Origin of the sequence: Micromonospora sp. NPDC000089 (genome assembly GCF_042899365.1) — a bacterium.
In the GTDB taxonomy this organism is placed as follows: Bacteria; Actinomycetota; Actinomycetes; order Mycobacteriales; family Micromonosporaceae; genus Micromonospora.
The window spans coordinates 88,720-110,370 of sequence record NZ_JBIAZT010000008.1 but is presented as its reverse complement, the minus strand read 5'-3'; the positions used below and the strand labels follow the sequence as shown (position 1 = coordinate 110,370).

The 21,651-nt window shown below is 72.9% G+C and carries 21 protein-coding genes and 1 tRNA gene; 5 read left to right on the top strand and 17 right to left on the bottom strand.

The features are described from left to right. Window positions 1-31 precede the first annotated feature (31 nt). On the bottom strand, window positions 32-964 hold the full coding sequence (locus tag ACFY3U_RS16910; RefSeq protein ID WP_387201853.1) for a hemolysin family protein: 933 nt from the start codon (window positions 962-964) through the stop codon (window positions 32-34). Window positions 965-1,221: 257 nt separating this feature from the next. On the opposite strand from ACFY3U_RS16910, the gene galE reads away from it, so the two are divergent. Continuing rightward, on the top strand, window positions 1,222-2,205 hold the full coding sequence (gene galE / locus ACFY3U_RS16905) for a UDP-glucose 4-epimerase GalE (protein ID WP_387201851.1): 984 nt from the start codon (window positions 1,222-1,224) through the stop codon (window positions 2,203-2,205). After that, window positions 2,202-3,359 (top strand): galactokinase, encoded by a 1,158-nt coding sequence (gene galK / locus ACFY3U_RS16900; protein ID WP_387201848.1) that lies wholly within the window; start codon window positions 2,202-2,204, stop codon window positions 3,357-3,359. Before galE ends, galK begins: the two co-directional genes overlap by 4 nt. A 202-nt stretch (window positions 3,360-3,561) precedes the next feature. Here the strand turns inward: galK and ACFY3U_RS16895 are convergent, their stop codons facing one another. The 9 genes from ACFY3U_RS16895 to ACFY3U_RS16855 all read right to left on the bottom strand — a co-directional run bounded on the left by ACFY3U_RS16895 (window position 3,562) and on the right by ACFY3U_RS16855 (window position 12,079). Further along, window positions 3,562-4,866, bottom strand: coding sequence for a sulfate adenylyltransferase subunit 1 (locus ACFY3U_RS16895; RefSeq protein ID WP_387201846.1), 1,305 nt, complete (start codon window positions 4,864-4,866; stop codon window positions 3,562-3,564). After that, window positions 4,866-5,777, bottom strand: coding sequence for a sulfate adenylyltransferase subunit CysD (gene cysD, locus ACFY3U_RS16890; RefSeq protein ID WP_387201843.1), 912 nt, complete (start codon window positions 5,775-5,777; stop codon window positions 4,866-4,868). The genes ACFY3U_RS16895 and cysD overlap by 1 nt, the downstream gene beginning before the upstream one ends. Window positions 5,778-5,841: 64 nt before the next feature. Then, complete coding sequence (locus ACFY3U_RS16885) at window positions 5,842-6,654, bottom strand: inositol monophosphatase family protein (protein WP_387202263.1); 813 nt, start codon at window positions 6,652-6,654, stop codon at window positions 5,842-5,844. 148 nt (window positions 6,655-6,802) lie between these two features. After that, window positions 6,803-7,393, bottom strand: a complete 591-nt coding sequence (gene pth, locus ACFY3U_RS16880) for an aminoacyl-tRNA hydrolase (RefSeq protein WP_387201840.1) — start codon at window positions 7,391-7,393, stop codon at window positions 6,803-6,805. A gap of 97 nt (window positions 7,394-7,490) precedes the next feature. Then, a complete protein-coding gene (locus tag ACFY3U_RS16875; protein ID WP_387201837.1) occupies window positions 7,491-8,177 on the bottom strand; it encodes a 50S ribosomal protein L25/general stress protein Ctc in 687 nt (228 codons plus the stop codon). A gap of 292 nt (window positions 8,178-8,469) precedes the next feature. Then, on the bottom strand, window positions 8,470-9,450 hold the full coding sequence (locus ACFY3U_RS16870; RefSeq protein ID WP_387201834.1) for a ribose-phosphate diphosphokinase: 981 nt from the start codon (window positions 9,448-9,450) through the stop codon (window positions 8,470-8,472). A gap of 57 nt (window positions 9,451-9,507) precedes the next feature. After that, a complete protein-coding gene (glmU, locus tag ACFY3U_RS16865) occupies window positions 9,508-11,031 on the bottom strand; it encodes a bifunctional UDP-N-acetylglucosamine diphosphorylase/glucosamine-1-phosphate N-acetyltransferase GlmU (protein WP_387201831.1) in 1,524 nt (507 codons plus the stop codon). 99 nt (window positions 11,032-11,130) lie between these two features. After that, window positions 11,131-11,205 (bottom strand) — tRNA-Gln (locus tag ACFY3U_RS16860). Window positions 11,206-11,248: 43 nt separating this feature from the next. After that, window positions 11,249-12,079, bottom strand: a complete 831-nt coding sequence (locus ACFY3U_RS16855) for a helix-turn-helix domain-containing protein (protein ID WP_387201828.1) — start codon at window positions 12,077-12,079, stop codon at window positions 11,249-11,251. 146 nt (window positions 12,080-12,225) lie between these two features. Here ACFY3U_RS16855 and ACFY3U_RS16850 point away from each other — a divergent pair, with 146 nt between their 5' ends. Next, window positions 12,226-12,900, top strand: a complete 675-nt coding sequence (locus ACFY3U_RS16850) for a TetR family transcriptional regulator (RefSeq protein WP_387201825.1) — start codon at window positions 12,226-12,228, stop codon at window positions 12,898-12,900. 9 nt (window positions 12,901-12,909) lie between these two features. Here the strand turns inward: ACFY3U_RS16850 and ACFY3U_RS16845 are convergent, their stop codons facing one another. The 7 genes from ACFY3U_RS16845 to ACFY3U_RS16815 all read right to left on the bottom strand — a co-directional run bounded on the left by ACFY3U_RS16845 (window position 12,910) and on the right by ACFY3U_RS16815 (window position 19,369). Continuing rightward, on the bottom strand, window positions 12,910-13,386 hold the full coding sequence (locus ACFY3U_RS16845; protein WP_387201822.1) for a DUF4383 domain-containing protein: 477 nt from the start codon (window positions 13,384-13,386) through the stop codon (window positions 12,910-12,912). A gap of 118 nt (window positions 13,387-13,504) precedes the next feature. Then, window positions 13,505-13,960, bottom strand: coding sequence for a DUF4383 domain-containing protein (locus ACFY3U_RS16840; RefSeq protein WP_387201820.1), 456 nt, complete (start codon window positions 13,958-13,960; stop codon window positions 13,505-13,507). A gap of 94 nt (window positions 13,961-14,054) precedes the next feature. Further along, window positions 14,055-15,854 carry an ABC-F family ATP-binding cassette domain-containing protein gene (locus tag ACFY3U_RS16835; RefSeq protein WP_387201817.1) on the bottom strand — a complete coding sequence of 600 codons (1,800 nt, stop codon included), beginning with the start codon at window positions 15,852-15,854 and terminating at the stop codon, window positions 14,055-14,057. 102 nt (window positions 15,855-15,956) lie between these two features. After that, window positions 15,957-16,913 carry a 4-(cytidine 5'-diphospho)-2-C-methyl-D-erythritol kinase gene (locus tag ACFY3U_RS16830; RefSeq protein ID WP_387201814.1) on the bottom strand — a complete coding sequence of 319 codons (957 nt, stop codon included), beginning with the start codon at window positions 16,911-16,913 and terminating at the stop codon, window positions 15,957-15,959. Continuing rightward, window positions 16,910-17,494, bottom strand: coding sequence for a Uma2 family endonuclease (locus tag ACFY3U_RS16825; RefSeq protein ID WP_387201812.1), 585 nt, complete (start codon window positions 17,492-17,494; stop codon window positions 16,910-16,912). Before ACFY3U_RS16825 ends, ACFY3U_RS16830 begins: the two co-directional genes overlap by 4 nt. A 32-nt stretch (window positions 17,495-17,526) precedes the next feature. Continuing rightward, entirely contained in the window at window positions 17,527-18,396 is an 870-nt protein-coding gene (gene rsmA / locus ACFY3U_RS16820; RefSeq protein WP_387201809.1) for a 16S rRNA (adenine(1518)-N(6)/adenine(1519)-N(6))-dimethyltransferase RsmA, read from the bottom strand. 13 nt (window positions 18,397-18,409) lie between these two features. Beyond that, complete coding sequence (locus ACFY3U_RS16815) at window positions 18,410-19,369, bottom strand: TatD family hydrolase (protein ID WP_387201806.1); 960 nt, start codon at window positions 19,367-19,369, stop codon at window positions 18,410-18,412. 83 nt (window positions 19,370-19,452) lie between these two features. On the opposite strand from ACFY3U_RS16815, the gene ACFY3U_RS16810 reads away from it, so the two are divergent. Then, entirely contained in the window at window positions 19,453-20,700 is a 1,248-nt protein-coding gene (locus ACFY3U_RS16810; protein WP_387201803.1) for a hypothetical protein, read from the top strand. Window positions 20,701-20,770: 70 nt separating this feature from the next. Further along, window positions 20,771-21,622 (top strand): alpha/beta fold hydrolase, encoded by an 852-nt coding sequence (locus ACFY3U_RS16805; protein ID WP_387201800.1) that lies wholly within the window; start codon window positions 20,771-20,773, stop codon window positions 21,620-21,622. The last annotated feature ends 29 nt before the right edge of the window (window positions 21,623-21,651 follow it).

Here is a 21,651-nt window from a genome sequence, read left to right as displayed (position 1 = left end):
CGGCAATTCTGTCAGCAACCCCCGGCGTACGTCATGACGGGCCGGCGGGTCGACGCGCCGCCGGCCCGGCCGGGGCGGTGACCTCGCGTCGTTGCTCCGGCAGCCGGTCCGCGGCGACCGCCAGGCGGGACACCCGACGCCCCTCCAGGGCGAGCACCCGCAGCGACCAGCCCCCGCCGGGCCCGTCGGGCTCGGGGGCGCCGGGCGGCGTGACGGTCACCTCGTCGCCGGCCACCGGCAGCCGGCCCAGCGCGGCCATCACGAACCCGCCGGCCGTCTCGTACGGCCCGGTGGGCAGCTCCACCCCGGTCCGCTCGGCGAAGTCGGCGAGGTTGAGCCGGCCGTCGACCACGGCCGGCAGCCCGGCGTGGGCCGGCTCGGGCGCCGCGTCGTACTCGTCGTGGATCTCCCCGACCAGCTCCTCAATCAGGTCCTCGCACGTGACGATGCCGGCGGTGCCGCCGTACTCGTCGACCACCACCGCCAGGTGGTGTCCCTCCTTACGCATCTCGGTCAGCGCGGCGAGCACCCGCTTGCTGCCCGGCAGCCGCTTCACCTCCCGGGTCAGCTCGCCGACGGTGGTGCACGGGTCCAGGTCGGGGCGCAGCAGCACGTCGCGCAGGTGGACGAAGCCCACCACGTCGTCGTGGGTGCCGTCGATTACCGGGTACCGGGTGTGCGTCTCGGCCCGGACCAGCCGCCCGGCCTCGGCCAGGCTCAGCCCGGCAGCGAGGAAGACCACCTCGGTCCGGGGCATCATCACCTCACGGACCAGGCTGGCCCCGGCCACCAGCACCTCGTCGATGATCCGCCGCTCGTCCGGGTCCAGCACGGTGTTGGCGGCGACCAGATCGCGCAGCTCGTCCTCGCTGATCCGCTCCCGGCCGGCGGCCGGGCTGGCGCCGAGCAGGTGGGTGACCAGCCGGGTGGCGCCGTCGGCGGCGCGGACGACCAGTCGGGCCACGCCGCGGGCCGCCGGCCCGGGGGCCCGACGGGGTCGCCCCGGAGCGCGCCTCCGGGGCCCGGGACCACCCGCCTCCCGCACAGCTCCGATGGTAGAGGCACGGGCCAGGGTCGGTGGCCAATGTTTGGATCTGTTCAATCCTGAGTCTTTATGATGGAATGGCCGGCGGGGACGACGCCGAGCGTGGCCCCCGAGCGGCGGCCGTAGGGTGATCACGAACGGCCGCGGCGGGAGCGGCCGAGTCAGGAGGACGCGACGTGAAACTGCTCGTCACCGGGGGTGCCGGCTTCATCGGTAGCGTGGTGACCCGGATGCTGCTGGACAACGGCCACGACGTGACCGTCCTCGACGACCTGCGCACCGGTCACCGGGCGGCGCTCGCCCCGGAGGCGACCCACGTCGACCTGCCCGTCGACCAGGCCGCCCGGGTGCTCACCCCGGACGCCGGCTTCGAGGGTGTGCTGCACTTCGCCGCGCTGATCGCCGCCGGCGAGTCGATGGTCAAGCCGGAGCTCTACTGGCACGGCAACACGGTCAGCTCGATCGCCCTGATCGACGCGGTCCGGGCCGCCCGGGTGCCCCGGATGGTCTTCTCCTCCACCGCCGCCGTCTACGGCAACCCGGTCGAGCTGCCCATCCCGGAGACCGCGGTCAAGGCCCCCACCAACACGTACGGGGCCACCAAGCTCGCCGTCGACCACGTGCTCACCTCCGAGGCGATCGCGCACGACCTGGCCGCCGTGTCACTGCGCTACTTCAACGTCGCCGGGGCGTACCTGCGCGACGGGCTGGCCATCGGCGAGCGGCACGACCCGGAGACCCACCTCATCCCGATCGCGCTGGACGTCGCCGCCGGCCGGCGGGAGAAGCTCCAGCTCTTCGGCGACAACTACCCCACCGTCGACGGCACCTGCGTGCGCGACTACATCCACGTCGAGGACCTGGCCCGGGCGCACCTGCTGGCGCTCACCGCGGCGGTGCCCGGCAAGCACCGGATCTACAACCTGGGCAACGGCGCCGGCTTCACCAACCGCCAGGTCGTCGACGTGGTCCGCGAGGTCACCGGCCACCCGCTGCCGGTCGAGGTCGCGCCGCGCCGCGAGGGCGACCCGGCCGAGCTGGTCGCCTCCTCCGCGCTGGCCCGCGAGGAGCTGGGCTGGGTGCCGGAGAAGCCGACCCTGCACGACATGGTCGGCGACGCCTGGGCGTTCTACCGGGCGCACGTCCTGGAGCGGTCGTGACCGACGTCGCGGCCCGCGCCACCGCGCTCTTCTCCGCCGAGTACGGGGCAGAGCCCGCGGGCCGCTGGGCGGCTCCCGGCCGGGCCAACCTGATCGGTGAGCACACCGACTACAACGACGGCTTCGTGCTGCCCTTCGCGCTGCCGCTGCGCACGGTGGCCGCCGCCGCGGGTCAGGACGGCGAGCGCTGGACGGTGCGCTCCGAGCTGGCCGACGACCCGGTCTCCTTCGCCGCCGACGAGCTGGCCGAGCCGGGCCGGGTCACCGGCTGGGCGGCGTACGTGGCCGGGGTGGTCTGGGCGCTGCGCGAGGCCGGCCACGCCGTGCCCGGCGCCCGGATCGCGATCGCCTCGGACGTGCCGGTGGGCTCCGGGCTGTCCTCCTCGGCCGCGATCGAGGCGGCGGTGCTCGCCGCCCTGGTCGACCTCGGCGGACTGGACCTGCCGCCCGAGCAGCGACCGCGACTGGCCCAGCGGGCCGAGAACGCCTACGTGGGCGCGCCCACCGGGATCATGGACCAGTCCGCGGTGATCCGCTGCCGGGCCGGTCACGCGCTCTTCCTCGACTGCCGGGACGAGTCGATCGAGCAGATCCCGTTCGACCTGGACGCCGCCGGGCTGGCCGTACTGGTGGTCGACAGCCGAGCCCCGCACCGGCACGCCGACGGCGAGTACGCGGCCCGCCGCGCCTCCTGCGAGCGGGGCGCGGCGGCGCTCGGCGTGCCCGCGCTGCGCGACGTCGAGGTCGCCGACCTGGACGAGGCGCTGGGCCGGCTGGACGACGACGAGACCCGCCGGCGGGTCCGGCACGTGGTCACCGAGGACCAGCGGGTGCTCGACACCGTCGCCCTGCTGCGCGCCGGCCGGGTCCGCGAGATCGGCCCGCTGCTGACCGCGTCGCACGCCTCGATGCGGGACGACTTCGAGATCACCGTGCCGGAGATCGACCTCGCGGTCGACGCGGCGCTCGCGGCCGGGGCGTTGGGCGCCCGGATGACCGGCGGCGGCTTCGGCGGCTGCGTGCTGGCCCTGGTCGAGGCGGACCGCGCCGACGAGGTGTCCGCCGCCGTCACGGCCGCGTACGCCGACCGCGGCTTCACCGCCCCCGCCACGATCCCGGTCCTCCCCGCCGCCGGCACCACCCGCCTGGACTGAGGCTCTGCCGCCCAGGGCTCTCGCGCAGCCCCACTCCCCGGCGAGGCTGCGGGTCCGCCCCCGGGGCGGCGCGCCCGCAAGATCACGCTTCAACATGGATGTAGTGGCCTCGCCTTCACGGCGAGGCCACTACATCATGGATCGAGCGTGATCTTGGTCGTCGTGCCGAGAGCGGACGCGGGGCGGGCGGTCGGGGGTGGGGTCAGGCGGTGTCGACGATCATGCCGGCGCCGACCGTGCGGTTGGTCGTCTCGTCGATGATCACGAAGCCGCCGGTGGTGCGGTTGCGGCGGTACTCGTCGGCCAGCAGCGGCACCGTGGTCCGCAGCCGCACCCGGCCGATCTCGTTGAGCTTCAGCTCGCCGGCCGCCTCGTCCCGGTGCAGCGTGTTGATGTCCAGCCGGTAGTGCAGCCCGCGCACGATCGCCCGGGCCGACCGGGTGGTGTGCTTGATCGCGTACTTCCCGCCGACGCGCAGCGGGTTGGTCTCGTCCATCCAGCAGACCATCGCCTCGATGTCCTGCGAGACCGCCGGGGCGTTGTTCGGGCGGCAGATCAGGTCGCCGCGCGAGACGTCCAGCTCGTCCGCCAACCGGACGGTGACCGACATGGGCGGGAACGCCTCCGCCACCGGGCCGTCCGCCGTCTCCACCGCGGTGATCCGGCTGGTGAAGCCGGACGGCAGCACCATCACCTCGTCCCCCGGCTTGAGCACGCCGGACGCGACCTGACCGGCGTACCCGCGGTAGTCGGTGACCGTGGTGGACTGCGGGCGGATCACGTACTGCACCGGGAAGCGCACGTCGACCAGGTTCCGGTCGGACGCGATGTGCACCCGCTCCAGGTGGTGCAGCAGCGACGGGCCCTCGTACCAGGGCATGTTCTCCGAGCGGGAGACGATGTTGTCGCCGCGCAGCGCGGAGATCGGCACCACGGTCAGGTCCGGCACGTCGAGCTTCGCGGCGAACGCGGTGAACTCGTCGGCGATGGCCTCGAAGACCTCCTGCGACCAGTCCACCAGGTCCATCTTGTTCACGCAGAGGACCAGGTGCGGCACCCGCAGCAGCGAGCAGAGGAAGGCGTGCCGGCGGGACTGCTCGACCAGCCCCTTACGGGCGTCCACCAGGATCAGCGCCAGATCGGCGGTGGAGGCGCCGGTGACCATGTTGCGGGTGTACTGGATGTGCCCGGGGGTGTCGGCGATGATGAACTTCCGCCGCGGGGTGGCGAAGTAGCGGTACGCCACGTCGATGGTGATGCCCTGCTCCCGCTCGGCGCGCAGGCCGTCGGTGAGCAGCGCCAGGTTGGTGTACTCGTCGCCCCGGGCCGCACTGACCGCCTCGACCGCGGCCAGCTGGTCGGTGAAGAGCGACTTGGTGTCGTACAGCAGCCGGCCGATCAGGGTCGACTTGCCGTCGTCCACGCTGCCGGCAGTGGCGAAGCGCAGCAGGTCCATCGGTCGGGCCCCCGGCCCGGAGCCGGCCGGGGCCACGGTCTCGGTGCTCATCAGAAGTAGCCCTCCCGCTTGCGATCCTCCATGGCGGCCTCGCTGACCCGGTCGTCGCCGCGGGTCGCGCCGCGCTCGGTGATCCGGGTGGCGGCCACCTCCTCGATCACCCGCTCCACCGTGTCGGCGTCCGAGCGGACGGCCGCGGTGCAGGAGGCGTCGCCCACGGTGCGGTACCGCACCCGGGCCTTGAACCGCTCCTCGCCGGCGCGGGCGGGGAAGAACTCGTTCACCGCGTAGAGCATGGCGTCCCGCTCGACGACCTCGCGCTCGTGCGCGTAGTAGATCGACGGCAGCGGGATCCGCTCCCGGGCGATGTAGTGCCAGACGTCCAGCTCGGTCCAGTTGGACAGCGGGAAGACCCGGATCGACTCGCCCGGGTGGTGCCGGCCGTTGTACAGCGACCACAGCTCCGGCCGCTGGTTCTTCGGGTCCCACTGGCCGAACTCGTCGCGGAAGCTGAACATCCGCTCCTTGGCGCGGGCCTTCTCCTCGTCGCGGCGGGCGCCGCCGAAGAGCGCGTCGAAGCGGTGCCTCTCGACCGCGTCCAGCAGCACCGGGGTCTGGATCCGGTTACGCATCCCGTCGCCGGACTCCCGGACCAGCCCGCTGGCCAGCGCCTCGGGCACGCTCGCCACGATCAGGTGCAGGCCCAGCTCGACCACCCGCTGGTCGCGGTACTCCAGGACCTCCGGGAAGTTGTGCCCGGTGTCCACGTGCAGCACCGGGAACGGGATGTTCGCCGGGGCGAACGCCTTCTGCGCCAGCCGGAGCATGACGATGGAGTCCTTGCCGCCGGAGAAGAGCAGCACCGGGCGCTCCATCTCGGCGACCACCTCGCGCATGACGAAGACGCTCTCGGCCTCCAGCGCGTCAAGGTGGGAGACGCGGTAAGCCGCGGGGGCGGTCACGACGGGGTTCCGCTCATGAGATTCCAGACCTTTCCGGTCGGATACATCAAGAAGTGCGCCCAGGCTACCCGGAATGCCTCTGCAGCGCTGCAAGCAACCGACTGGCGAGATCCTTGCGGCAGACCAGCAGGTCAGGCAGGCGCGGATCCGCCTCGTTGTATTTCAGCGCAGAACCGTCGATCCGGGAAGCGTGCAGCCCGGTGGCCGTCGCCACAGCGACCGGCGCCGCCGAGTCCCACTCGTACTGGCCGCCGGCGTGGATGTAGGCGTCCACCTCACCGGTCACCACCGCGGCGATCTTCGCCCCCGCCGACCCCATCGGCACCAGCTGCGCCCCCACCTCGTCGGCCAGGTCGGTCAGGAACACCGGCGGCCGGCTGCGGCTCGCCGCCAACCGGATCGTCCGCCCGTCGCCCGCGGTCGCCACTCGCATCGGCGGGTACGCCGGCGGAAAGTCGGTGCCCAGCACCCGGTGCTGCGCCGGCAGGCCCACCGCCCCGGCGGTCAACCCGTGCGGGCCCGGCACGTGCCGCGCCCAGAGCGCGACGTGCACCGCCCAGTCGGTGCGGCCCTCCTCGGCGAACTCCCGGGTGCCGTCCAACGGGTCGATGATCCACACCCGGTCCGCGGTCAACCGCGACACGGCCCCGGCGTTCACCTCCGCCGCCCAGGCCAGCCGGGAGCCCTCGTCCTCCTCGGAGAGCACCGCGTCCCCCGGCCGCCACCGGGCCAGCTCCGTCCGGATCAGGTCGTGCGAGACCTTGTCCCCGGCCGACTTCAGCGCACCCGCGTCGGCGAAGCCCAGCTCGGCCCGCAGATCCAGCAGCGCCTGCCCGGCCCGCTCCGCCAGCCAGCGGGCGAACGCGCCGTCGATCATCGGAGGACTGCCCACGTACTCGCTCCCGTCGCCTCGCCGCGACCCACGTCGCCGCGATCGCCTCGCCGCGACCCGCGTCGCCGGCCGCGCCACGCCAGAAGCCGGAGCCTACCGGCCGGACCGCACGCCCCGGGCGTGCCCCGCCCGGTCAGGGCGCGTGGTACGCGTTCTGGGTGGGCTCCACGCCTTTGACGACCACCGATTCGACCACGTCGGCCGCCCGGTCCACCAGGAACTCCAGCTCCTTGCGCTCCGCGCCGCCGAAGTCCGACAGCACGTAGTCCGCCGGATCCTGCCGCCCCGGCGGCCGGCCGATGCCGAACCGCACCCGCACGTAGTCCTTCGTGCCCAACGACTTCGACATCGACCGCAGGCCGTTGTGCCCGCCCTCACCGCCGCCGATCTTGACCCGCAGCTGCCCGTACGGGATGTCCAGCTCGTCGTGTACCGCGATCACCCGGTCGGCGGCCACCTTGTGGAACTGGGCCAGGCCGGCGACCGGACCACCGGAGAGGTTCATGTACGTCAACGGCTTGACCAGCACCAGCTTCGGCCCGCCGAAGCCCAACCGCCCCTCGGCCACCTCGGCCACCGCCCGCTTGTGCCGGCCGAACCGCGCGCCCAGCCGGCCGGCGAGCAGGTCGGCGACCATGAAGCCGACGTTGTGCCGGTTGCCGGCGTACTCCCGACCCGGATTTCCCAGGCCGACCACCAGCCACGGCCCCGCCTCGTCCGTCACCTTCCCCACCTTCCCGCTCACGCCATCAGTGTCCCCGATACGCCGCAGGCGCCCCCGGGGAGTCCCCGGGAGCGCCCGCGTACGAGAATTCGAGCCGTCAGGCCTCGGTCTTGGCCTCGGCGTTCTCCTCGCCCTCGGCGGCGGCCGGAGCCTCCTCGCCCTCGGCGGTCTCCTCGCCCTCGGCGGCCTCCTCCTCCGGCGTCTCGATCTCCGGCAGCGTAGCCTCCAGCTGCTCGGCGGTCGGGGCGGCGGTCACCGCAGCCACCGGGGTGGACCCGTCGGTCGCCAGCTCCACGCCCGAGGGCAGCTCGACGTCGGCGGCGGTGACCTGGTTGCCGGCCTCCATGCCGTCGATCGACACCTCGAGGTGGTCCGGCACCTTGGTGGCGTCGGCGGTCACCGAGAGGGTGTCGTGCTCGTGCACGATCAGGGTGTCCCGCGCGGCCTCACCGGTCAGCTGGATCGGCACCTCGACGGTGACCTTCTCGCCGCGGCGCACCAGCAGCAGGTCCACGTGCTCGAAGGTGTCCCGGATCGGGTCACGCTGGATCGCCTTCGGCAGCGCCAGCACCTGGGTGCCGTCGCTCACCTCGATCGCGAACAGCTGGTTGGCGCCACCCTTACGGATCGCGGCGGCGAACTCCAGGGCGGGCAGCGCGATGTGCTTGGGCTTCTCGCCGTGGCCGTACAGCACGGCGGGCACCTTGCCGGCCCGGCGGGTACGGCGGGCACCACCCTTGCCGAACTCGGTACGGGGCTCGGCGCTGATCTTTACCTCGGACACGGGGAAACTCCTGATGCTTCTTCGCTGCGGCGGCTTGTCGACTGGCGGTGCTGGGGCGAGGGGCTCGCAGGGGCTCAAGCGTCATGAACGACTGCCCGGAGCACCGCGTCGATCACGGTGCCTCCGGTACAGGCGCTTCTCAGCAAGCCCGCCGGGCACCCTCGCCGTGGCAACCGCACCAGTCTACCCGAGCCGATTCAGCGCCCTCCAGCAGTCCCCACCATCACCGTTCCAGCACGCGCCCAGCGCGAAAAGAGACGCCCGGAACACCGGGGTGTCCCGGGCGTCCCGCTCAGCTCAGGCCACCGAACAGGGTGGTCACCGAGCCGTCGTCGAAGACCTCGCGGATGGCCCGGGCCAGCAACGGCGCGATCGACAGCACGGTCAGCTTGTCGAGCTGCTTCTCCGGCGGCAGCGGCAGTGTGTTGGTCACCACCACCTCGCTGATCGGGCTGTTCTTCAGCCGCTCGGTCGCCGGGTCCGACAGCAGCGCGTGGGTGGAGGCCACCACGATCTCCGCCGCGCCCGACTCCTTGAGGATGTCGGCCGCCTTGCTGATCGTCCCGCCGGTGTCGATCATGTCGTCGACGATCAGGCAGACCCGACCCTCGACCTCGCCGACCACCCGGTTCGCCACCACCTGGTTCGGCTTCATCGGGTCCCGGGTCTTGTGGATGAACGCCAGCGGGCAGCCGCCCAGCCGGTCGGTCCACCGCTCGGCCACCCGCACCCGGCCGGAATCCGGCGCCACCACGGTCATCGGCCGCCCCGCGTACCGGTGCTCCACGTACTCGGCCAGCACGTCCATCGCGAAGAGGTGGTCCACCGGGCCGTCGAAGAAGCCCTGGATCTGCGCGGTGTGCAGGTCGACCGTGAGGATCCGGTTCGCACCCGCGGTCTTCAACAGGTCCGCGACCAGCCGGGCCGAGATCGGCTCCCGGCCGCGGTGCTTCTTGTCCTGCCGGGCGTACGGGTAGAACGGCAGCACCACGGTGATCCGCTTGGCGGAACCCCGCTTCAGCGCGTCGATCATGATCAGGGTCTCCATGACCCAGGTGTTCACCCCGTGCGTGACGGACTGCACCACGAAGGCGTCCGACCCACGCACCGAGTCCTTGAAGCGTACGAAGATCTCGCCGTTGGCGAACTCGTACGCGTCGGCCGGCGTCGGCGCCACGCCGAGCACCTCACCGATCTCCTTCGCCAGCTCCGGAAAACCCCGTCCGGAGAAGAGCATCAGGCTCTTGCGGTTTTCGGCGACGATGCTGCCCATGGGCCCGTCTGCTCCCGTTGGTAAGTGGTGCCCGGCGGCGGTGGAGCCGGGGAAGAACTATTCGGTTGCAGTATCTCTCGCCCCGGCGGAGCCTCCCACGTTCCCGGCACCCCCGTGCGCTGGCTCACCCTCGCCCGTCGACGCGTCGCCCTCGGCCGCGCGCAGCGCCCGCTCGGCCGCCGCGGCGGACACCGTGCCGGGCCGCTTGCGGGCCACCCAGCCCTCGATGTTGCGCTGTGGAGCGCGGGTCACCCCCAGCGCGCCCGGCGGCACGTCCTGGGCGATCGCGCTGCCCGCCGCCACGTACGCCCCGGGGCCCACCTCGACCGGGGCGATCAGGCTGGTGTCGCAGCCCACGAACGCGCCCTCGCCGACCACCGTGCGGTGCTTGTTGACCCCGTCGTAGTTCACGAAGATCGTGGCCGCGCCGATGTTCGCCTTCGCGCCGATCGTCGCGTCACCCACGTACGTCAGATGCGGCACCTTGGCGCCCGCGCCCAGCTCGGAGTTCTTCACCTCGACGAACGTGCCGACCTTCGACTTCTCGGCCAGCCGGGCGGCCGGCCGCAGGTACGCGTACGGCCCGACGCTGGCGCCCGCGCCCACCTCGGCGCTCACCGCGTGGCTGCGCAGCACGGTCGCGGCCGGGCCGACCACCGTGTCGATCAGCGTGACGTCCGGCCCGACCACCGCCTCGGCGCCCACCGAGGTGGTGCCGCGCAGCTGGGTGTTCTGGTCGACCACCGCGTCCCGCTCCAGGGTGGCGGTGACGTCGATCCAGGTGGTGTCCGGGTCGAGGATGCTCACACCGGTGCGCATCCAGGCCTCGTTGACCCGGTCGCGCAGCAGCCGGCGCAGCCCGGCCAGCTCCACCCGGTCGTTGCAGCCCAGCGTCTCCACGTGGTCGGCCGCGACATGCACCGCGACCGGCTCGCCGGCGTCCCGGAGCAGGCCGAACACGTCGGTGAGGTACTCCTCACCCTGGTCGTTGTCGGTGGACAGCTTGCCCAGCGCGTCGCGCAGCCGGGCCACGTCGAACGCGTAGATGCCCGCGTTGATCTCGCGCAGCGCCCGCTGCTCCGGGGTGGCGTCCCGCTCCTCGACGATCTGCTCCAGCCGGCCGGCCGCGTCCCGGACGATCCGGCCCAGCCCCTTCGGGTCCGGCACCTCGGCGGCGAGCACCGTCGCCGCGGCCCGCTCCCCCTCGTGCGCCTCGACCAGCGCGGCCACCGTCTCGGCACGCAGCAGCGGCACGTCCCCGTTGATCACCACGACGGTGCCGGACGCCTCGGGCACCGCCTCCAGCGCCATCCGGACCGCGTGCCCGGTGCCGAGCTGCTGGGCCTGCAGCACCGGGGTCGCCTCGGGGGCGATCTCGGTGAGGTGCGCGCGGACCTGCTCCGCGCCGTGCCCGACCACCACCACGGTGCGATCCGCGGCCAGCGGCGCGGCGGCGGTCAGCACGTGGCCGAGCAGGGTGCGACCGAGCAGCGGGTGCAGCACCTTGGGCAGCGCCGACTTCATCCGCTTTCCCTCACCGGCAGCGAGCACGACGACGGAACGGAGGTGGGGCTGGGGCACGACGTGGCTCCCGTCGAGAAGGTGACTGTCTCGCGGTCATGCTAACCAGACTGCGCGGGCAGGTCGCCGCATACCCCGATCGGCGGTAAGCGGGACAGATGGCTCGGCCGCCAGGGTTCGAACCTGAAACACGGGTACCAAAGACCCGGGTGTTGCCAATTACACCACGGCCGAATGTGACGACAGACAGCTTAGCGTCTACGCCGGGTGTCCAACCCTACGTGATCTCCTGGGTCATGGCCGCCACGATCCCCTCGATCTTCCAGTACAGCTCCCGACTTCGTGGCACATCGATCACCAGACATCCCCGGTAATCGTCCCCGGTGTGGTGCCGAGTGGTCGGCCGGTGCCGTTTGAGCGTCGCCCGCCGGAACCGGTCACCCGGCAGATCGAGGGTCTCGGCCCACCACTGCTCGGCCGCCGTGGCATCGGCCGACTCGTGGATGCTCACCCGGTAGGTGGGCACGCTCCGATCGAACCCGCACAGGTCGAGAAATCGGAGGAACAGCCGCAGCAGTCCGGCGTCACTGTTCACGAACTGCACGTGGTCGTGCCGCCGCCAAGGCTTGGACTTGGTGCCCTCGCACCAGTAGAGGGCTGCGCCGAGTAGCAGCACTTCGCGGCCGGCGAGTGACCCCACCATTCGTCGCGTCTCCGCCCGCACCGCTGCCTGCGCGGCATCACGCTCCTGACGGTGGGCCGCCCACCGGGCGTCCGTCATCACCTTCGAGTGGGCTCGCCGCCGGGCGGCGGCCTCGTCGTCGGCGGCGAGCGGCAGGTGCCGGACCCACTGGTACGCGGTCGACTTCGCCACCCCGAGCCGGTCGGCGATCTCGTTCACCGTGCGGCCCTGCCCCCGCAGCTCGACGGCCGCGGCCCGCAGCTCGTCCTTCGCGTTCGGCCGCCGGGTCCACTCCGGCGGCGGCACCCCGCGCAGCAGCGCGTACACCCGGTTGCGGCCGAGCCCGGTGCGGGCCCGGATCTGCGCGACGGAGAGCCCCTCCCGCGCACGCAGTCGTCGCACCTCGTCGGCCATCGGATCGGTCACCGGGCGAGATTAGAACACCGGTACGACAGAACCGGGCAGTAACATCGTTGCGCGTGCTGGCAGGATGGCGCTGTGGCCGATCGGACGGCACGGCGGGCAGCACCATTCCACGACAGGGCGTCACCGCGCGCCGGCAAGGTGACGACATGACGGAGAGCCAGGGCGGCGACGGGCGGCGGCGCGCGACCCCGGCCGCCAAGCCCTCCCGGGTACGGATGTCCGCGGCGCAGCGGCGCGAGCAGTTGATCTCCATCGGGCGTCAGGTCTTCGCCGAGAGGGGCTTCGACGCCACCTCCATCGAGGAGGTGGCGTCCCGGGCAAAGGTCTCCAAGCCGGTGGTCTACGAGCACTTCGGCGGCAAGGAGGGGCTCTACGCGGTGGTGGTGGACCGCGAGGTCCGCGCGCTGCTGGAGCGGATCACCACCGCGTTGACCGCCGGGCACCCGCGGGAGCTGCTGGAGCAGGCGGCGATGGCGCTGCTGACGTACATCGAGGAGGAGACCAGCGGCTTCCGGGTGCTGGTCCGCGAGTCGCCGTTGATGTCCTCGACGGGCAACTTCAGCAGCGTGATGAACGACGTCGGCCACCAGGTGGAGCACATCCTGGGCGCCGAGTTCTCCAGCCGGGGGTACGACGCGAAGCTGGCCGAGCTCTACTCGCAGGCGCTGGTGGGGATGGTGGCGCTGACCGGGCGCTGGTGGCTGGAGGTGCGTCGGCCGCGTAAGGAGACGGTGGCGGCGCACCTGGTCAACCTGGCGTGGAACGGGCTGTCGCACCTGGAGGCGAAGCCCGGCCTGATCACCGCCCGCAAGCGGGCCTGACGGCCCGGGTCAGCGCGCGCCGGCCCCCGAGACCGGGTGCTGGCGGTTGGCCCGCTCGGCCTCGGCGTGCTCGTCGGTGCCGATCTTGTCGTACAGGCCGGTGGCGAGCAGGAGCAGCCCGAACAGCAGCGAGACGATCACCGTGGACATCGAGAAGTTGAGGAAGTTCGCCTGGGTCTGCAGCACGCACATCATGGCGATGCCGGTGACCATGAAGACCACGCCGGCGGTCAGGTTCATGTGGTGGCCCAGGTTGCCCCGGCGCGAGGCGCCGACGATCAGCACGATCCCGAACAGCACCGAGACCAGCGAGAACGCCAGGTTGGTGCGCAGCCCGAGCACCCAGTTGTTGTTCCGGTCGAACAGCGGGTCGCCGAGGGTCTGGACGACACCCCAGACGCCGAAGACGAGGATGTAGAGCCCGACCAGCCCGGCGAAGATCCGGTAGAGCGGCCGCGCCGGGTGGTTGACCGGGAAGTGCGCCATGACCCCTCCGTCCCGTAGGAGCAATTCAGGGCAATTCTCCCCCGGCCGGGCGGCGGCTGTCGGGCAAACGGCGGACGGCCCGGCACGAGGCCGGGCCGTCGGGCGGAGCCGTCGGAGGTCAGAGCACCAGGCGGGCCTTCTCCCAGGCGGACTTCTCCTCGTCGGTGCCGACCTTGCCGTACATGCCGGCGACCAGCAGGACGAGGCTGAGGGTCAGGAACACGATGACCGTCATGATGCTGAAGTTGACGATGTTGGCGTCGGTGCGGATGAACGCCAGCCCGGCCAGCCCGATCGCCATCATGGCGTACGCGAGCCACTGGTTGATCGCGACGTCGAGGTTGCGGCCGATCACGGTGCCCGCCACGACGGCGCCGCCCAGCAGGATCGACAGAATCGAGAAGCCGAGGTTCGTCCCCTGGCCGAACACCTTGGTGTCGTCCCGGGCGAAGATGTCGTTGCCGGCGCTCGCGACGATGCCGAGCACACCGAAGACCACCAGGTACAGACCGACGAGCCCGCCGATCGCCCGGTAGACCGGCCGCGCGGGGTGGTTGACGGGGGTGTGGGCCATGACTGTGTCTCCAACGCCGTACGGATGAGAGGTCACCGACGATTCTCCCGTACGCGGCGATGTGACGCCGCACACGGGGTACCCGGCGCCGGCGTCAGACCGGCGGGATCTCGTCGGCCAGGGCCAGCCAGCTCTCCTCGGTGCGCTCCCGCTCGGCGCGCAGCTCCTTGAGCTGCGCGTCGAGCTCGGCGACCCGGGCGTAGTCGGTGGCGTGCGTGGCGAGCTGGTCGAGCAGCCCGGTCTCCTTCTGCTCCAGCTTGGCGATCTGCCGCTCCAGCCGGCTGAGCTCCTTGCGCGCCTGCCGGGCCTCGGCGGCGGACATGCCGCCGCCGGTGTCGGGCTGCGCGCCGGTGGGGGCGGTGGCCGTCCGAGCCGGCTCCGCGCCGCCGGCCCGGGCGAGGTACTCGTCGACGCCGCCGGGCAGGTGCACCAGCCGCCCGTCGCCGAACATCCCGTACGCGGTGTCGGTGACCCGCTCGATCAGGTACCGGTCGTGGCTGGCCACCACGATGGTGCCGGGCCAGGAGTCGAGCAGGTCCTCCAGCGCGGCGAGGGTGTCGGTGTCCAGATCGTTCGTCGGCTCGTCGAAGAGCAGCACGTTCGGCTCACCGGCCAGCAGCCGGAGCATCTGCAGCCGCCGGCGCTCGCCGCCGGAGAGGTCGCCGACCGGGGTCCAGAGCCGCCGGTCGTCGAAGCCGAACACCTCGGCGAGCTGGGCGGCGGAGATCTCCCGGTCGCCGAGCTGCACCCGCCGGGCGACCTCCTCGACCGCCTCCAGCACCCGCAGGTGGCCGGGGAGTTCGGCGAGTTCCTGGGAGAGGAACGCCGGCTTGACCGTGGAGCCGGTGTGGAACCGGCCGCCGTCCGGGCCGGTGATGCCGGCGAGCATCCGCAGCAGGGTGGTCTTGCCGGCGCCGTTGCGGCCGAGGATCGCGATCCGGTCGCCGGGGCCGACCTGCCAGGTGGTGTCGTGCAGGATCTCCTTCGGCCCGGCGTGCAGCCGGACGTGCTCCAGGTCGTACACCTGCTTGCCGAGCCGGGCGGTGGCCATCCGCTGCAGGGACATGGTGTCCCGCGGCGGCGGCACGTCGTCGATCAGCGCGTTGGCCGCGTCGATCCGGAACTTCGGCTTGGAGGTACGCGCGGGTGGGCCGCGGCGCAGCCAGGCGATCTCCTTGCGGAGCAGGTTCTGCCGGCGCGCCTCGGTGGCGGCGGCGACCCGTTCCCGCTCGGCCCGGGCGAGCGTCCAGGCGGCGAAGCCGCCCTCGTACGCCCGGACGGTCTGGTCGGCGACCTCCCAGGTGGTGGTGCAGACCGCGTCCAGGAACCACCGGTCGTGGGTGACCACGACCAGCGCGCCCTTGCGGCCGACCAGGTACTTGGCCAGCCAGTCGACGCCGCCCACGTCGAGGTGGTTGGTGGGCTCGTCGAGGATCAGCAGGTCGGATTCGCGGACCAGCAGGGCGGCCAGCGCGACCCGGCGGCGCTCGCCACCGGACATCGGGCCGACCGGCTGGTCGAGGCCGAGGTGCGGCATGCCGAGGCCGTCGAGGATGCCGCGGACCCCGGCGTCGCCGGCCCACTCGTGCTCGGCGCCCATGCTCTCGCCGAGCCAGGCGGTGCCGAGCACCACGTCCCGGACGGTGGCCTCGGGGGTCAGGGTGAGGTTCTGCGGAAGCCAGAGCACCCGCAGGTCGCGGCGGTGGGTGACCCGGCCGTCGTCCGGCTCCTCCTGCTTGGTGAGCATCCGCAGCAGGGTCGACTTGCCGGCGCCGTTGAGCCCGACCACCCCGATCCGGTCGGCGTCGTCCAGACCGAGCGACACCTCGGTGAGCAACGGCCCCGCCGCGCCGTACCCCTTGGACACCCGGTCCAGGTTGACGATGTTGGCCATGTGCTCACCTCCCACGATGAAGGCGCCCGGGTGCCGGCCGCACCCGTGGACGCCGGGCCAAGGGTACGCGGGGCGGCGGACCCGTCCGGGTGGGGCGTGCGGTCAGACGACCCGGGCGCCGGCCACCGGGCCGTGGGCGACGCGGGCCTCCCGGCAGACGTCGGCGGCCTCCAGTTCGGCGGCGATCCGCTCGGCGTCGGCCGCGTCGGCGGCGAGGAAGACGCAGGTCGGGCCGGAACCGGAGACGATGCCGGCGAGTGCGCCGGCCGCCTCGCCCGCCTTGAGGGTGTCCGCGAGCGCGGGACGCAGCGACAGGGCGGCCTCGGTGAGGTCGTTGCCGAGGGTGGCGGCGAGCACCCGGGGGTCGCGTTGGCGCAGCGCGCCGAGCAGGGCGTCGGTGCTGCCCAGCGGCTCCGGGGCGGCCCCGGTGTCGCGTAGCCGGTCCAGTTCGCGGTAGGCGGCCGGGGTGGAGATCCCGCCGTCGGCGATCGCCACCACCCAGTGCCAGGAGGTGGGCCGGGCCAGCACCGGGCTGACCGCCTCGCCCCGGCCGGTGCCGAGCGCGGTGCCGCCGTAGATCAGGAACGGCACGTCGGAGCCGAGGTCGGCGGCGATCCGGGCCAGCTCGTCGCGGGACAGCCCGGTGCCCCAGAGCACGTCGCAGGCGACCAGCGCGGCGGCCGCGTCGGCGCTGCCGCCGGCCAGCCCGCCGGCGAGCGGGATGTGCTTGCGCAGGTGCAGCCGGGCGTGCGGCGGGACGCCGGCGTACCCGGCCAGGGCGTGCGCGGCCCGGATCACCAGGTTGGTGTCGTCCAGGGCCAGCTCGCCGGTGCCCTCGCCCTCCATGGTCAGGGTGAGCGTGTCGCCGCGGCGGGCGGTCAACTCGTCGTGGATCGAGATCGCGTGGTAGACGGTGTCCAGCTCGTGGTAGCCGTCGCGGCGCAGCGGCCCCACCCCGAGGTGCAGGTTGACCTTGGCGGGCACCCGGACCTTCACCGGCCCGCTGGCCCCACGTCGCAGCTGCTCGTCCTCGTCGTCCGGTCGCCAGGCCTCGGTCACGGGGCGATGTCCCGCACCCGCAGCCGGATGTCGAACGGCTTCTCCACGATCAGCTCCTCGGCGGAATCGGCGACCAGCTCGTATCGGCCGTCGACCAGGTCGTACGCGTACACGTGCAGCGGGTCCTGCTCGATCCGCCAGTAGTGCGGGATGCCCGCGTCGGCGTAGTCGGCGGGCTTCTCCAGCCGGTCCCGCCGCCGGGTACCGGGCGAGACGACCTCGACGGCGAGCAACACCTGCTCGGCCTCGAAGTAGTGGTGGTCGGCAACGACCGGAAGCTTCAGCAGGAGCACGTCGGGTTCGAAGGTGTTGCGATTGTTGATCGCCACCCCGACGGCGGTGGCCGGCGCGAACTCCGCGGGGGCGTGCTGCCGCAGCCATGTCCAGAGCAGGTTGCCGATGGTCTGGTGGCCGAACGTGGGGGAGGGAACCACGACAAGGACTCCGTCACGCAGTTCGACGCGGGGGGCGTCGTCGGGCAGGGCGAGCACGTCCTCGATGGTGTGGTTGGCCAGCCGCTGCCGGACGGGGTCGGGGCTCCACATGCCGTGGGCGGCGGGATCGATCGGCTGCGCGGTCACTCGTACACCTCCTCGGCGGGCACGGCGTCAGCCTAACCGGCGGCGGGTGCGGCGGCCGGGGCCGACGCGGCGATCGCGGCGAACTGCTCCACGGTGAGCGACTCGCCGCGGGCGCCCGGGTCGACGCCCGCGGCGGTGAGCGCGGCGGCGGCCCGGTCGGGGCCGCCGGCCCAGCCGGCGAGCGCCGCGCGCAGGGTCTTGCGGCGCTGCGCGAAGGCGGCGTCCACCACGGCGAAGACCCGTTCCCGGGGCACCTCGGGGCGGGGCGGTTCCCGGCGGGTGAAGGCGACCAGGCCGGAGTCGACGTTCGGCACCGGCCAGAACACGTTCGGCGGCACCTTCCCGGCCGCTCGGGCGCGGGCGTACCAGGCGAGCTTCACCGACGGGATGCCGTACACCTTGGAGCCGGGACCGGCGACGAGCCGGTCGGCGACCTCCTTCTGCACCATCACCAGGCCGTGCCGCAGGCTGGGCAGCTCGGCGAGCAGGTGCAGCACCACCGGCACGGCCACGTTGTACGGCAGGTTGGCCACCAGCGCGGTCGGCGCGGGATCGGCCAGCTCGGCGGCGGTGACCCGCAGCGCGTCGGCCCGGTGCACGGTGAGTCGGGCGGCGTCGGCGCCGGCGAACCGGGCGGCGGTCTCCGGCAACGCGCCGGCCAGCACCGGGTCGATCTCCACGGCGTGCGCGTGGGCGACCACCGGCAGCAGGGCCAGGGTGAGCGAGCCGAGCCCGGGCCCGACCTCCAGCGCGACGTCGTCCGGGGTCAGCCCGGCCGTGGTGACGATCCGGCGGACCGTGTTCGGGTCGTGCACGAAGTTCTGGCCGAGCTTCTTGGTGGGGCTGACGCCCAGCCGGGCGGCGAGTTCCCGGATCTCCGCCGGGCCGAGGAGACCGGTCACGCCGGGCATCCTCTCACCACGGACCGAAGGCGCGGTCGCCGGTCGCCGAGATCGCGGCGCAGAGCTCGTCCAGGTCGGCGCCGGTGGCGGCGGCGAGCGCCCGGACGGTCAGCGGGATCAGGTACGACGCGTTGGGCCGCCCCCGGTACGGCGTCGGGGTCAGGTACGGCGCGTCGGTCTCCACCAGCAGCTGGTCGATCGGGGTGAGCGCGGCGGCCTCGCGCAGCGCGGCGGCGCTGCCGAAGGTGACGGTGCCGGCGAAGCTGAGCAGGTAGCCGCGGCGCACGCACTCGCGGGCGAAGTCGGCGTCGCCGGAGAAGCAGTGCAGCACCACCGTGTCCGGGGCGCCCTCGTCGTCGAGGATCCGCAGCACCTCGGCGTGCGCGTCCCGGTCGTGGATGACCAGCGCCCTGCCGTGCCGCTTGGCGATGGCGATGTGCGCGCGGAAGCTCTCCTCCTGCGCGGCCCGGCCCTCGTCGCCGGTGCGGAAGAAGTCCATCCCGGTCTCCCCGACGCCGCGGACCCGGTCCCGGCCGGCGAGCGCCTCGATCCGGCGCAGCGCCTCGTCCAGGTCGGCCAGCCGGGGCGCCTCGTTGGGGTGCAGCGCGACGGTGGCCAGCACCGAGGGGTACCTCTCGGCCACGTCCGCGCCCCACCGGGAGGAGTCGACGTCGACGCCCACCTGGACCAGCCGGTCCACGCCGGCCGTCGCGGCCAGGTCGATCAGCCCCGCCACCGGGTCGCCGCCGGCGCCGGCCGGGGTGCCGTCTGCTCGCGACTGCGGGGCTCGCAACCCCGGCTCACTCCTCGCGCTTCGCGCGGGCACGCCGGCCTCACCGACGGTGATGTCCAGGTGGGTGTGGCTGTCCAGCACGGGGCGGGGCAGCGCCTCGGGGGCCGGCGGGAACTCCCCGGCCCGGCGGGCGGCGCGCTGCTTGCGGGATTCGGTGGGCTCGCTCATCGCGGCCAGCATCACACACGCTCACAGGGTCACGTTCCCCGACCGCCATCGACTGTTCATCAGTTCGGCACAGGGGGCGCTTAGCGTCCCGGGACGTGAGCGTCACCCCCCAGACCAGCGGCGCCGCGTCCGAACGGACCGGCCTGCACGTGACGTACGACGGGGCGGTGTACCCGGCGGAGGAGCACGCCCGGGGCGCCGCGTACGAGCTGTTCAGCGCGGACGAGGTGGCCGGCTTCGAGTGGGCGCCCCGGCAGCGGACGGCGCTGCCGTGGCGGAAGTTCGTGCACGTCACCGAGGTGAGCGTGGTGCACGGCGGGCAGGATCCGGCCGAGGAGCCGGAGGCGCCGCTGATGATGCCGGTGCACCGGGACCACGGCTGGCCGCAGGTGCACCAGCTCAGCCAGCAACCGGCGGCGGCCGGCGACCCGACCCTCGCGGCGGTGCGCCGTTCCGCCGTGATCCGGCGCGGCACCCGGATGGTCAAGGTGCTCTCCGCCCGGCAGCTGGCCGGCTACGTGCGGGGTTGGCTGCCGCACGGCTTCTGCTACCGCGAGCACGACGTGGCCCACCTGCGCACGCCGGCGTCGCTGGCGGTGCTGCGCGGCGACGGAACCGGCGGCCGGGACGGCACCGACATCGCGTACGTGCTGCGCTGGCGCGCCGCCGACCCGGCCGACTACGAGGTGCCGACCGGCGAGGCGCACCGGGGCCTGACGGCGTTGCCGCCGCGGGACCGGCTCGGCCCCCCGGTGTTGGGCACCGGCTTCGTGCCGAGCTCGGCGCAGCTGATCCCGGAGTACGTCACCCGGGACTTCGCGGACCTGCCGATGCCGGCGAACGCCACCCTGCTGGCCTACACGGCCGACGGGATGGAGGTCGTGCTCTACACGTACCAGGCGGAGCAGCGGGGTTGGCTGCGGATGGTGGGCGGGCAGTGGCGGCACCTGCTGGCCGCGGTGCCCGGCCTCTCCCCCGACCAGGAGTACGTGCCGACCGGCGACGCGCCGCGCTCGACCCAGCTGGTCGGCGGGTACGGCGGCAACGAGTACGAGGCGGTGGGCGACCTGCCCGGCGGGTTCCGGGTGCTGGCGATGACCCGGGCCGCCCGCTACCCGGTGGACTCGGTGGCCCGCCGGCTGCGGTACGCGTCCTGGCGGGGCGTGCCGTGCCTGGTGTTGCGGGAGGAGGCGGGCTGGCTGCGGATGCGGCTGTGCCGGCCGGATCCGGACGCGGTGGCGAACACCGGGGCGCAGTGCCACGAACGGGGCGTCTACGAGACCTGGGCACCGGGCACCGAGGTCACCGACGACCGGGTGGTGGACCTGCCGTACGCGCTGTAGACCGGTGGCATATCCGGGGGCGCCTCGGGAAAGCGCGGGCGGACCGATTCCCCACGCCTCAGGAGTACCGATGCCTTTCGTCACCGTCGGGGTGGAGAACTCCGCGCCCATCGACCTGTACTACGAGGACCACGGCTCCGGGCAGCCGGTGGTGCTGATCCACGGCTTCCCGTTCAACGGCGCGACGTGGGAGAAGGAGAGCAGGGCCCTGCTCGAGGCGGGCTACCGGGTGATCACGTACGACCGGCGGGGTTTCGGCGCGTCCAGCCAGCCCGCGTCCGGGTACGACTACGACACCTTCGCGGCCGACTTCGACGTGCTGATGACCGAGCTGGACCTGCGGGACGCGATGATCGTGGGTCACTCGATGGGCACCGGCGAGGTGACCCGCTACCTGGGCACGTACGGCTCGAGCCGGGTCAGCAAGGCGGTCCTGGCCGCTCCGCTGGCGCCGTTCCTGCTGAAGACGCCGGACAACCCGGAGGGCCTGGACAAGAAGCTGTTCGACGGCTTCCAGCAGGCCATCAGGGCAGACCGGTTCGCCTACCTGACCACCTTCTGCGACGCGTTCTTCAACTACTCGGAGAACAAGGGCAAGCTGGTCAGCGAGGACGCCTACCGGGGGCACTGGAACATCGGCGCGATGGCGTCGGCGAAGGCCACCCACGACAGCGTGGACGCCTGGCAGACCGACTTCCGCGGTGACCTGCCGAAGATCGACGTGCCGGTGTTGATCATCCAGGGCGACAAGGACAACGTGTTGCCGTACCCGGCGACCGGGCAGCGGTTGCAGCACATGCTGCCGAACTGCGAGCTGATCACCCTGAAGGGCGCCCCGCACGGCACGCCCTGGACGCACGCCGACGAGCTGAACAAGGCGATGCTGAACTTCTTCGGTCAGCGGCAGATGGCTCGCGCCTGACGCCCCGATCCGGCGACGGCGCGGCCCCG